Genomic DNA, 12,662 nt, shown 5'->3' on the forward strand with positions numbered 1-12,662 from the left:
AAACAACAGGTCTAACGCAAATGCGGTGGTGGGCGGAACTGGATGGAGGCTGCCTCGCGGCGTGGTCGGGCGGGCTGAAGCCAGGTGTTCCAGCCGAGCCGGTTCGCCTTGGGGGCCGCACGGTCGCCGCCAAGCTGGAGCGCCGGAACGTGGTCGGGCTTTAACTCCAGGCGGATGTTGAACATCTTGTCGGCTCCAAGCGCGGTCGCCGCAAGATCCGTCAGCAGGCGCGAGCGGCTTCCATCCGGCAGAAGCGAGCGGAAGGCGGAATAGGCCAGCGCCTCCACGCAGATCGTGACGGCAGACTGAATGTCAAATGTCCTGGTGCCGATCACCGCATCGTCACCGAGGCGAGCGAAGCTTCCCTGGGGGCGCAGACGATCAGGCAGCTGCGTGCGGTCGGACGGCGCGATCGGATACCACTCACCGGAAAACTGCTCGATCCGCAACGCGTGTCCGAGTGCTCCGGACAGCGCCCGCTCGATCGCCGTCGCCGACCGGCCCTGCCGAGCGAGCAGCCCGCCGAAGAAGACGAAGGTATGGTCGCCCGCTTTCGTCCGGTTCGTCATTGCCGGCAGCCCGAGACCAACGAGGGATTTCAGCGCATGATCTATGGTCGCAGGTGTCGCCACCTGCGCTGCCCGCTCGCGCTCGATAACGGGGCGATACTTGGCCCACGCATTGTAAAGCAGCCCCGACAGCCGGTTGTTGAACACGTCGAAGAATTCACGCAGCGCGAAATTGCGCTCGCGCACGCTCATCTGCACAAGTTCGCTCAGCGCATGCGGTAGCACGCCGGAGGGGCCGGTCAGCCCGACCAGCGTCTGCGTCATCTCGACCGGACCACCACTGCGTGGCCGGCGGACGGAGAGCACTTCGGCGGACGCGAAACCGAGTGGTACCGACGAGCGGATCCTCAAAGAGGCGCGCTCCGGGTCCACCCCCTGGCCGACCGGGTCCACATGCTTGTGCGCAATGTCGCGTCCTTCCTCGGCACCAAGCGCCTCCAGGATGCGCACCATCTGGAAAAGATCAAACGCCTGCGGCGCATCGAACACGCGCGCGACGAGAGCCTGTCCGCCTTTCCTCGAATTGCGCAAATCTCCTACCCTTTCGTTCGACGCATGCCCGGATGCAGAACCCTACGTATCCTAGAGAAGAATTCGATCGCCTGCCCGGGCCGGCCAGGTCTTCAGCTTTCCGCTTCGCCCCCTCACCAGAGCGGTGAGCCGGGAGAATGAATTGACGCTCGCATAGAGGCCAAGGAAACGCTCCAGTATACTCGCCATGAGGAAGACGCCGTTACCGGAGAAGTTGCTTTCCTCGAAGGTCATCGTCACGTCGACACCCCGGCAGAAGGCACTCTGGCCGAAGCTTCGCACACGTGCCGTACCGCTTTGCGAAGAGAGCGCCGTGATGCCGTCGATCAGCGCGCGCGTTTCTGCCGAATTGCGGAAATCGTAGAGAAGCAGGATCTCCTTCAACGCTTCCACGCCGCCATCCGAGACGAGGGAGAGGTGGTTGAGCGTCAGATGCGAGATCAACCGCCAGCGCCCGCCCTGTCCGTAATGCGGCCGGATGGTCGAGGTCGGTACGGTGAGAAGCCGCATGCCCTTTATCATGGGAACCGGCTCGACCATTCTCAACTGTGGCTGTCCGCCGCCAAAGGGCAGCCGCTCCGGCCGGTTGCGGTTAAGGCAAAGCGTCTCCACCGAGAGCACGTCGTCGGCAATGCTCTTCGGATTGAACTCCGGATCGGATAGCGACAGGAACACTTCGCTTCCGGGATTCTCCTCCTCGGCGGGTCGTCGATGGGACAGCCACCAGACCGCAGACGTCTCGTCATCGCCCACCGCTTCCGCATCAATGCCGTGACGGATGCTGTAGAACGGCAGCCGTTCCCGCGCTTCGCCGTCGGCGTTGACGGTGGCGACCGTTTCGATGCTGTAGACTTCGAGCGCGTGCAGCCGCCGACTGTCGGGCACGACGCGATATTCGGTGACCGTCTGGTCCAGCTTGATCGGCTCGGCGGTCTGCGGAAACAGGTTGACGATCGGCGTGCAGCCGAGCCCGAAGGCTGCCGCCGTCAGGGACCGCTCGAGACCGGGGGCCGCGCGGTTGAGATAGATGAACACGTCGAGCGTACGCCCCTTGCCGGAAAGCCGGCCGGCCTCGGGGAAGGCAAGATCAACGAACAGGAACTTTTCCGGGAAGGCGAAATATTCCGTCAGAAGCCGATAGGCCGGGTGCGAGGCCTGCGGATAGGGCAGCATGCTCTCCTCAGGGCTGAAACCACCGGGCGAGAGCGCGGAAGCATCGAGCATCGCGGGATTGCGATCGTTGGCGCCTTCGGCAAAGGCTACCGCCACCGCATCGTTGAGAAGAAGCTCATAGAGCGGATAGACGAGTTGCGGCTGGCCGCGCAGGAAGAAGCGAAGGCGACCGGGATTGTAGCTCGCAAACGTCAGATCATCGCCGGTCATTTCGAGCGTCAGGCGCAGGCAGCCTGCCGCATTGTGTGCCTGGGGCGTTTCCGGCGCCGTGATGGGACGGCCGGTCAGCGTTGCCGACCGGACGACGATCGGGTGCAGCGTGACCTCGGAACAGGTGCTGAAACGGCAGCGCTCGCCATCAACCGGCTCGGTGTCGAGAAGCGTACCAACGGGCACGTGATAAGGTTCGGCGAGCTCGGTTTTCGGGTCCATCTGGAGGATGGACATGGACGGGATCGGCCGGTCGAAATGCGGATAGAGGATGCCGAGCATGGCATTGGTAAGCTCGGGGAAATCGTCATCCATCTTCTGCCGCACGCGGGCGGTGAGATAGGCGAAAGCCTCGATCAGCCGTCCGACATGCGGATCCTCGATCGCATCCTCGGAGAGCCGCAGCCGGCCTGCAATGCGCGGGTTTTCGGCGGCAAAGGCCGCCGCCGCACGGCGAATGCTCAGAAGTTCGCGATTGTAATGGACAAGCAGATCATCCGACATGGGCTGGTTGAACCCCTCTCCAACGCCTTGTCGATTCGAAGTGAACGTATCCCGACGGTTGCGCGAACATTGGCGTACTCCTTCTTGACCTGTCAAGGAAAGACGCCTCGCTCCCTCCTGCTGCAAATCCGGCGAGAAATTGTCCCGTCATAGCGTCGGGCAGGTGAAGCGCGACAGGATATCCCGTGCGAATGGATTGCGCGTCGCCGGCGCGGTCAGCCGCATGAGAACCGCCCTGTTGCCAACGCGAAACTGGTAGCTGACGACATCCGTCGGGTTCTTCTCGATTTTCCGGCCCTGATCGAAAAGCCGGAAGAGCGCCCAGGCGCCCTGCTCCGTCAGGATGTTGCGCTGGCCGGCAACCTCCGGCGTCATCGACATGGAAGCTCCCGCCACCAGGTTTTCCGGCGGCCATAGATATTGCGTGCCCGCCGGCGGGCCGTGGGTATAGCTTGCAACCTTGCCGCCGATATCAAGCAGGAAGGCGCGCGCCGTCGCATCGAGCTTGCCGACCTCGACGGTGAAATCGACATTCGGCTTTTCCTGGCCCGCGAAGAACACGGTCGCGACATCGTCGGCCTTTTCGAAGGCTGCAAGCACGTCATCCGGAAAACCGAGGCCGAACTGCTGGCCGGTCTTCCAGCGCCAGGGTTTTGTCGTCGAATCGATATAGGGCTTCAGGTAATTCTCGCGGAAACCGGCAATAGCCCCCTTCGGGCCGAAGAGCCGGGCAAAATCATCGAGCGACGTATCGTTGATGCTTTCGATATCAAAGGGATAGCGGCCGACGGTCGTCGCGGTGCAGAGCGGCAGGACCGTCGAGTTCCAGATTTCCGCCAGCCGCTCGCGCGAACTGCCGCCCGTCACCGCGCCGACCTGGCTAAGGATGCGGGCGAAGAACGGCTGGAGGTTCGCCGGCAGCTTGCTATTCCGGTCGGTCAACTGGCTCAAAAGCGTTTGCGGCTCTGTGCCAAGTTCCAGGACATCACCACCGGCCGCAACATGGTTGAGCTGCCGATAGAGCGGTTCGAGAGCCGCCAGCATGTCGTCGACGGGCGCCTGCTGCCCCTCTGCAGCCGGCACGACAGCCGCACGAAAAGCCTTGAAATAATCGGTAACGGACTGCGGCACGTTGACGACGCGGCGTGGCGCGCGAACAGTCTTCGTGACCTGCGAAAGCTGCTGGGCAACCATGCTTTCGATTGCCCCGGCTGCGCTCGAGGTGAGGTCCTGCAGATCCACCTCCGCGGCAATGGCCGCGAGCAGTTCCCTAGCGGGCGACGGGTTGCCCGCGACGATCGCCACGGAATCGGCGAGCCGGCGCGGATCCGTTCCGCCGGCAATGCCGAGATCGGCGAGCAGGCTGTCCCACCGGCCCATGTAGTTGACGCGGTAGAGGTCGGCGAGACCATCGCGGATACGGCCCGCCTCGCGTTCGCGGTCGAGCACCGTATCGGGCTTGCCCATCACCCAAAGATCATCGGCAAGCGCCAGCGCGGCTTCGCCCGAGGCGCGCATCATCACGCCGAAACCGTCTTTCGTGTAGATACCCTCGATGCCGTCGAAGAAGCTAGCACCGCTGACGCGTGCTAGTGCTTCGGGTCCGGCCAGCCCCATATGGTCGACCGGCCGCCACATCGGCATAGTCTTCACGTCGGGATAGGTGACGGCGATGTCGTAGGCGAGCCGTGCAATGCTGTAGTCGGTGATTTGCGCGCGGGCCCGCTCGACGAGCGTGGCATCCGCCGACGGTGTCGGGATGGCGACTGCCGCAAGCTCCGAGAAATGCTGGGCGATACGCTGGTCGATCGCATCGCTCCGGTCGTAGAGCATCCAGTTTGCCGCAAAATCAGGCCCGAGCAGGGCCGCCGTCTCGCGCCCGGGGGGACGCTCGCCCGTAAGCATCAGGTAGAATTTCAGCTGGGTGAAGCGCAGCGCGGCGGGCGTCTGCGAGGCCGCGAGTCCTTGTCGCAGATATTGCCAGACGAAGGGGAAGAACAGGTTGGCGAGGGCTTTTTCATAGGCCTTGCGCGCCTCGGTCTGCACGGAGGACGGGCTGTAGAGGCCGAAGGTCGCGCCGCGCGGCTCTTCCTCGGCAAGTGCGGCCAGCCGGTCGAGCACGGCAAGAACCGGCTCGAACCGTGTCGAAAGGGTGCCGCCGGGAACCGCCTCGGCAATCTGCCCGCGTGCCGCGGTCGTCTGGTCCGTAACATCGGCCACGTAGGTACGTCCGTCGCTGAAACCAAGCCACCAGAAGGCAAGCGCAGCGAAGGCGGCAAGGCACAGCACCGCATTGATCGCAAGATCCTTCATCCGGCTCGCCACCAGCGCAGGGCGCGTCAGGCCGCCGAGATCGGCCTCGGGCAGGATGACCTTGCGGAAGAGCCCGAAGAGGAAGAACGACCGGATGCGGCGCGCGCCCGGATCCGGCAACAGCGTCATCGTCGCCGGGCTGCGGCCGAAGAGCGGCGCGAGCGATCCGGCCAGCGCATCGACATTGTCCCCGGTCTGGCGGCAGGAGGTGAAGAAGACACCGCGCATGTTCGTCGCCGTGCCGAAGCGGTGCATGGTGGCGAGCTGCTGCACGAAGGGCTGGATGCGCTCCCTGAGCAGCGCGAACTGCGCCGGAAATTCGAAGGTGCGTCGGCGCCGGAGTTCGTCGGGCTCCTCCTGAAGGCAGACGAACTGGCGTTGCATGATGCGTTCGACGAGACCGGCAAATCCCTTGTCGAGCGCTTCCGCGGGGCCGCGCGCATCACCGCCAAGATCGGCCGCGATCGGTATCCCGAACGGAGCGGCGCGCTCTTCCGTCGTCAGGTCCTCGAAAATCTCCTCGAAGCCGACGACCCGGTCGAGCTTGGTGACGACGATATAGACCGGGGCATTGGCGCGCAGCCGCTGGACGGCCTCATCCAGCCTCTGGCGGAGCGCCGTGGCGTAGGCGGCCGCCTCCTCCGGCAGCATCGCCAGCAACTCGTCGACGCTGACCACGACAATGATACCATTGACCGGCTGGCGCGAGCGCAGGCTGCGGATATGCTGGAGTGCCTGTTGCCAGAGATGCCGGGCCTGCGGCTCGGCGCTGGCGATCAGCCGGCCCGCAAATTCCACCAGCACGGCCTGGTCGCTGATATGAAAGCGCGCGGACGGCGCCTCCACGGCGCCTTCGCTCTCGAAGGGCAATGTCAGACCGCTGGCACGCACCAGCGAACTCTTGCCGGCACCATCGGCCCCAAGCAGCATGTACCAGGGCAGTGCATAACGCGCGCTGACAAAAAGATCGCCGTGGCCGCGCCTGAGCAAGCTCATCGCCCCGCTCGCGGCCTGTCGAAAGGCGGAAACCTCCGCATCCGCAGCCGCCTGATGTCTGTCGACCTGTGCTGTCGCCTCCTCCTCCTGCTTGCGCAAGGCGGCAAGCAATGCCGCCTCCTCGCTGGAGCGCTTCGTGCGCATCAAGAAGCCGATACCACCCCAGGCAAGGGCGAGAAGCAGAAGCAGCGCAAGGCGTGACGCAGCAGGTTCGAACGGGCGGGCCTCGCCGAAAGCGATCATCGGCCCGACGAACCAGACGAGAAGGGCGAGAAAGAGCACGGCAAGCGTCAGGATGACGCCTGGGCGGCGCAGGGCCCGCGACAACTTCCGCAATCTCGCCCGCACGCTCACGTCAGGCTTTCCCGGTGGGCGATGCGCCGGCGTGCTGCCTCGACATAGGCCGGGCCGACGACAAGTCCGCCGGCTTGCGTGATCGCCTCAAGCGCCTGCGCCACGAACGGGCCCTGCCCGTTGCCGGCAATCGCTTCGGCGCGCTTCTCGAGCCAAGCCTTGAGCTCGGGTGACGCGGGGTCGGCAGCCTTGTCCGCGATGGTGATCAGAGTGTTGAGGGTGGCCGTGTCGTTGTCGGCATCGACGAGATCGGCTTCAAGCCAGGCCGCAATCTCAGGCGCCAGTGCATTGACCCGCAAGGCGCGTTTGGCATCGATTATGCCATCGCGAAGCGTGGCGCGCTTGTCGAGCCAGAAGGCATAGGTCGGAACCGGCGCCTGCTCGGCGAGCATCGTGCCAACAGCTTCGAGCCGTTGCAGGGCGGCGAGCATCAACGGGACATCGCTCCGCTTGACAGGTCCAGTCAGCGGACGTGCGTCGCCAATCGCGTCCTGAACCTGCCGGCCGAGACGGATTTCGCGATCGAAAGCCGAAAAGAGAACGTAGCCGCCCGTCGCACAGACGACGAGGGCAAGGGCAAGCGGCAGCCAGTAGAGCGCCGAACCCGACGAGCCCTGCCGATCCTTCAGGACGAGCCCGGCTTCCGGCAGGATGGCCTTCTTCACAACGCCGCTGATGAAATAGCCGTGGTTCAACTCGTCGTCGACGCCGAGATCGGGCGGCAGCATGCCACTGCGCGGCATGGCGAAGCGGCGCGACAGTTCCGGCAGGAGGGCATCGATCGACAGCATTTCCTGCCGGGCACTTGTCATGAAGATGCCGCGCAGCAGAACGCCGCGCCAGGTACCGTTGCCCATCGGCATCATGGCATCGACGAGCGGCATGACGATGCGCTGGATGGCAGCGATCTGGGCTGCGAAACCGTGGATGTGCACGCAGCGGATCGCGTCGGACTCCTTCGACAGCATCTCGATGTGGCGCCAGCGCATGGTCTCGACGACGTCGCCGAAGCCGGCATCGATCTCCGTGTGGAGCGTATCGACGGTCTTCGGCTCCTTCGTGTTGTAAGGCAGGGCAAAACCCCAGGGCTGCGCCCGGTCGGCCGGCTCGATGCGCTCGAAGATTTCCTGGAAGCCTGGCACGAGATCGGTGCGTGACAGCAGCACATAGGACGGCAGCGTCTGGTCGAGCATCTCGTCGGCCTGGCGGAACCAGGCGGCGATCGCCTCGGCGGTCATGCGCTGTTCGAGCTGGTCGGCAAGCACCAGATCGGCCGGGCTTATGACAAGCATGATGCCGTTGATGGGAAGTTTCGGGCGAACGGCCCTCAGAAGGCGGAACAGCTCGCCGGCATCGTCCGATATCTGGGTCTCAACGAAAACCGCGTCCGGGCCGACCCACCAGGTTGCCGGCCCGATGGTCTTCGGCATGCCGAGGCGCATTTCAGCGCTTTCGAGCAGGCAGGTCTTGCCGCTTCCCGCAGGGCCGACGATCAGAAAGAACGGCACCGAGTAACGCCCGCGCATGCCCTTCAGGCCGCGATCGGCGAGAAAGGCTGCAACCTGCCGACGCAACTCGCGCAGCGCCGGCGTTTCCGGCGTTGCGCTGCGGCGGAAGAAGAACCGCGAGAAGACCACCGGTACGAGCGCCCAAGCCACCACCGGCAGCAGGGCAAGCAGAAGCCCAAGATCGGGATTACCGACGAGGCGCTGCTTCGCCAGAAACCAGCTTGCAGCCCCCGCGGCCGTAAGTCCAAGAAGCCAGAGGAGCAGCAGCCATGGCCTCATGGTGCTTTTTCCGCTGGAATCTGGAACTCGACGCGTCGGTTGCGCGCCCTGTTTTCCCGGGTCGTGTTGGCGAGGATCGGATCGTTGGATCCACGCCCTTCGAAGCTGACGCGCGCCGGGTCGTCGACATGGCGTTGCAGCATCTGCGCGGCGGAACGTGCGCGGGCAATCGAGATCGCCATATTGTCGCCGAGCGGGCTTCCCGCGCCGACGGGAATGTTGTCGGTATGACCGACGACTGCAATCGCACCGCTTTCCTCGTTGAGTGCCGCGCCGATCTTGGTGATCAGCGGCTCCTCGGCAAGCGACAGGTCCGTGCCACCGGAGGGGAACGAGGCCTTCAGCATGCGGATGACGACCAACTCGCCGACGCTTGCCACCTCGATGCGGCCATCGGCGATTTCCGGTGCCAGCGCTTCCGACAACCGCTCGATCTGCGTCTTGCGTACCGGCGGAACCGGGTCGGGAATGGAGGGGATGCCGGCCCGTTCGACGAGCAGCGGGATACCCGGGACCAGCGCACTGATCTGGGCTGCGGTCTGCTCGATGCTGGAGCGCAAGCTGATGCTGGAGAACGCCCAGACGACGGCGAGAAGGGCGAGCAGCACGAGGGCGGCGGCCCACGGTGCAGCCATGCTGCGCGGCGCGCGGTGCGGCGCCGCTGCACTCTGCCAGGTCTGCGAGAGGTTGCGTTCATAGGGGCCGCGCACCCGGCGGATAACGCGATAGAGATCCTGGCGCAGCCGCGCGAACTGCCCCTGCCCACCGTCCATGACGCGGTACTTGCCGCTGAAGCCGATGGCAAGGCAGATCGCCATCAGTTCGAGCACGTCGATATTCTGTTCCGGCTGCTGGAGAAGCTGCTGGAGCAGGTCGTAGAAGCGCTCGCCGCCCCAAGTCTCGTTGTAGAGGATACTGACGAGGCTCTGGCTTGCCCAGCCGGTCGTCGCCCCCCAGCGCGTGTTGAGGATGATATCGTCGATCACCGCGCACAGCGCATAGCGCGACACGCGGACCAGCCGGTCCGGCGTATCCTTGGCCATGGCCGCCGTCTCGAAGTTGCGGATTTCTTCGAGGACCCGGCGACGGAATTCCGCAATATCGTCGGGCGCGGCACTCTCGTTCAACCGTCCGGCGAGCCACAGCAGAGGGGACGCAGCCCCCACCAGCGGGTTCACCGCGGCAAGGTCGAAGGCCTTTTCAATCGCAGGATCGCCCCGATGGCGAACCCGCTCTACGGGAAGCGCATCGAGCCCGAAATCGAGGTTTTCCTGCTGGCCGCCGCCCTGCCCGCTATCGGGCCGACCGGAAAAGAAACCGCCGCTGCCGCTGGAAAAGGTGTTGCCGGACATGCTTTCCTGGCCAAAGCCAGACGATTGCCGCGACGGCAACCCGCTCAGCGGTTTGCGGATCGTGTCGTCGGCACCTGGAAAATCAGCAAATGGATCGTTCACCCCGCCACCTCAGTCCTTCACGGCCCAAAGATCGAGCTCAAGCGCCGGGAAATCCCCGGCGACATGAATGGCGAGCCCGTTGCCGGCCGCGACCTGTTTCCAGGTTGGGCTGGAACGGTCCAGTTCGAAATAGGCCTTGCCCGTGTGATACGGAATCTGGCGCGGGGCCACCGGCAGCGCGCGCAGCATGATGCCCGGAAGCGCCGCATTGACCAGTTCGGTGATCTGCTCGGCCGCACCGATCTTGATCTGGCCGATGAGGCGGCGCACCAGCGCTTCCGCCGGCATGTCGGCCTTCGCCGCCAGGATGAAGGAGTACTTCGAATAGAGCGACCGGTCGGCGACCTCCGCAACGCGGATCCCGTAGCGATGTTCGATAAGCGGTATGGTGATGGCGCTGCGCTCGAGCACGGCGCTCAAGGCCTGGCGGACAGCAGCCACGACCGGCGCGAATGTCGGCTGCAGGCGCTCGTGATCGTAGGCCGGGAACGGCCGCGGCCGGTGGCCGGCTGCGGTGAAGGTCGCAAGCTCGCCGGCGAGGCCGATCATCGCAATGAAAAGCCGCTCGGGATGGACGAAGCTCGCCGATGCCATGTGGCTGAAGACGGGCTGCCAGCGATTGATCGTCTGGAGCATCATCATGTCGGTGATTTCGGCCGCCGTGCCCACATTGGCGCCGGCGAGGCGCGACGCGATCGCCTCGCCCCGGTGATTGAGCAAGCCGACGATCTCGGTGAGCAGTCCAGACAGGATCGGCGAAACGGCGCAGTCCATCGCCGGCGGCACATAACTTTCGTCGAGCACGACGGAATTGTCGCTGCGGACTTCGCTGATCCGTGCCAGACCGATGCCTGCGAGACCGCTGCGGTCGCTTGTTTCCAGTGCATAGCGAAGGCGCAATTTGCCGACATTGATGGGGGCTGCGGACATGTCGGAGCTGTTGGCGTCCGCCACGTCGATTTCGGCGAGCGTATAGCGCGTGGTCAGCTCGGTCTCGGCATCCGCCACTTCGCGTCCGCCCGGTTCGGTGAGCGGCAAGGTCAGGTAGATGACGGCGTTGCGGACATTCTCGCCGAGCATCAGTGGCGGCAGCCGCAGGCTCTCGCCGGGCAGCGAGAACGGCGTTCCATCGGGGAAGATACCGGAGGCCCGCTCGATGGCGAACTGGCCGATCGACAGAAGCTCGCGGTTGAGGCGCAGCTCGGTCAGACCCCAGCCATACGGAACGAGTGCTTTCGTGCGGGCCCTCAGCTGGCGCTCGACATGGCGAGCCTCCTGCTGGAAATGCTGGGCACGGATAAACATCCCCTCCGACCAGATCACCTTGTCATCGAACGACATCCATACCCTTCCTTTGCCGGCGGCGCAGGGTAATCCCCGCTTCGCACCGGCCTTGCCCCCGCACGCCGGACCACGTCAGTCCTGCGGCCCCATTTCGACGGACAGCGTCTTCAAATCCACCTTCAGTTTGAACTTCTTGTCCCCCTGAAGCCCGACCATCGCCCGCCACTTTGCCTCTTCGAAGTTGCGAAACCCGACGACCACCGCAACGATCGTCGTCCCCTCGATAAGATTGGCCTTTACTCGCTGCACCTCCGCCGGCGCCAGATAGAGTTCCGTCTTGCCCAGCATGGTGGGCCCGAGTGTCTCCGCATCCGCCTCCCACAGCTGGCGGAAGCTGGCATTGGCAAATGCCGTCTCACCGTTCAGCTGATAGAGCCGCATGACGACCGGCTGCGGCAGGCCGTCAGGCCCTGGATTGACGAGCGGAGACGCCACCACAATAACGTCGAGGCTGGCGGCGGCCGGCGCCGGCTTGATTTCGATTTCCGTCGGCGGCGGCTTTTTCTGGCCACAACCGGAAAGCGTGAAAACGAGCAGGCACAGACACAACAGAGCGAAAGGGCGCAAGACAACCGCGCGCAACCCGATCGACCACCGCCCCACCGGAGAGTGCTCAATCATCAACCTGACTTCTCCTTGCGAAGAAGCTCGAACAAACGCCCCTCGAACCTACGCTTTTCCTCTGCGGACAAAACCAACATTGCCGTTTCAACAGCCTTCGCAAACACCGCCTCGTCCAGCCCGAGAGCCTCGGCAGCGAGATTCGTGCCAGTAGCGGCCATTGAGGCTACTGCCTCGCCCGCCGCATTGGTACGCGCAATCGAGGCATTCCCCATGCCCCCGGAGATATCCACAGGTTTTGGCTCGCCATTTCGGCTCTCTGCCGTGGGTATCCACCAGTCCTGTAGAACAGCAACCTTGTCCCGGGCATTCTCCGTTACCGCATCCTGGACTGCTTCGGCCTTCACCGTTTCCGTGGCCACTTCCTCGAAGCCGAAAGGCCCTGCGGCGAAGGGGTCGTCTGCAACCGGAAGCGGCATGACGCCCGGCGTCTCCGTTTCGATGGCCACAGCGATGATTGCGTCGCCAAGCGTCAGCACATCCTTGTCGACGAGCATCCTGGAGGCTTCGCGCCCGATCGGCACGCCATTGACCAGCACGCCATTGGTGGACATGTCGGTAAGCAGGAAACCGCCGCCCTGCCGCTCGATCCGGCAGTGGAGCTTGGAAACGATACGCTCGGGGTCGGACAGCACCCAGTCGGCCTCGGCGGACCGCCCGATCACGACAGCCCCGGTCTCAACGGTTCTTTCCCGTATGCCGGTCGTCAGGCGCTCCGGGCCCTTGAGTACGAGTCGCAATTGCATGGTCCATCCCCGCGGACGATTTGGATTTCCTTGACGTCAGGGAATCGTAGAATCGCTGGC

8 protein-coding genes are annotated in these 12,662 nt (G+C 64.4%); all 8 read right to left on the reverse strand.

Features of this window, described 5'->3' with window-relative positions:
- Nucleotides 1–11 precede the first annotated feature (11 nt).
- Nucleotides 12–1,100: a type VI secretion system baseplate subunit TssG gene (gene tssG, locus AC1RT2_RS22510; RefSeq protein ID WP_493105493.1), complete on the reverse strand. Its 1,089-nt coding sequence runs from the start codon at nt 1,098–1,100 to the stop codon at nt 12–14.
- Between the two features lie 51 nt (nt 1,101–1,151).
- Nucleotides 1,152–2,987, reverse strand: coding sequence for a type VI secretion system baseplate subunit TssF (tssF, locus tag AC1RT2_RS22515; protein WP_493105495.1), 1,836 nt, complete (start codon nt 2,985–2,987; stop codon nt 1,152–1,154).
- A gap of 147 nt (nt 2,988–3,134) precedes the next feature.
- Nucleotides 3,135–6,623, reverse strand: a complete 3,489-nt coding sequence (tssM, locus tag AC1RT2_RS22520; RefSeq protein WP_493105497.1) for a type VI secretion system membrane subunit TssM — start codon at nt 6,621–6,623, stop codon at nt 3,135–3,137.
- A 23-nt stretch (nt 6,624–6,646) separates the two neighbouring features.
- Complete coding sequence (locus AC1RT2_RS22525) at nt 6,647–8,437, reverse strand: type VI secretion protein IcmF/TssM N-terminal domain-containing protein (RefSeq protein ID WP_493105499.1); 1,791 nt, start codon at nt 8,435–8,437, stop codon at nt 6,647–6,649.
- Nucleotides 8,434–9,891, reverse strand: a complete 1,458-nt coding sequence (icmH, locus tag AC1RT2_RS22530) for a type IVB secretion system protein IcmH/DotU (protein WP_493105501.1) — start codon at nt 9,889–9,891, stop codon at nt 8,434–8,436. The genes AC1RT2_RS22525 and icmH overlap by 4 nt, the downstream gene beginning before the upstream one ends.
- A gap of 9 nt (nt 9,892–9,900) precedes the next feature.
- On the reverse strand, nt 9,901–11,232 hold the full coding sequence (gene tssK, locus AC1RT2_RS22535; protein WP_493105503.1) for a type VI secretion system baseplate subunit TssK: 1,332 nt from the start codon (nt 11,230–11,232) through the stop codon (nt 9,901–9,903).
- A gap of 75 nt (nt 11,233–11,307) precedes the next feature.
- Nucleotides 11,308–11,856, reverse strand: a complete 549-nt coding sequence (gene tssJ, locus AC1RT2_RS22540; protein ID WP_493105505.1) for a type VI secretion system lipoprotein TssJ — start codon at nt 11,854–11,856, stop codon at nt 11,308–11,310.
- Nucleotides 11,856–12,602 carry a type VI secretion system-associated FHA domain protein gene (locus AC1RT2_RS22545; protein ID WP_493105507.1) on the reverse strand — a complete coding sequence of 249 codons (747 nt, stop codon included), beginning with the start codon at nt 12,600–12,602 and terminating at the stop codon, nt 11,856–11,858. The genes tssJ and AC1RT2_RS22545 overlap by 1 nt, the downstream gene beginning before the upstream one ends.
- Nucleotides 12,603–12,662 lie beyond the last annotated feature (60 nt).

Source organism: Shinella sp. GW821-FHT11G07 (genome assembly GCF_058808115.1).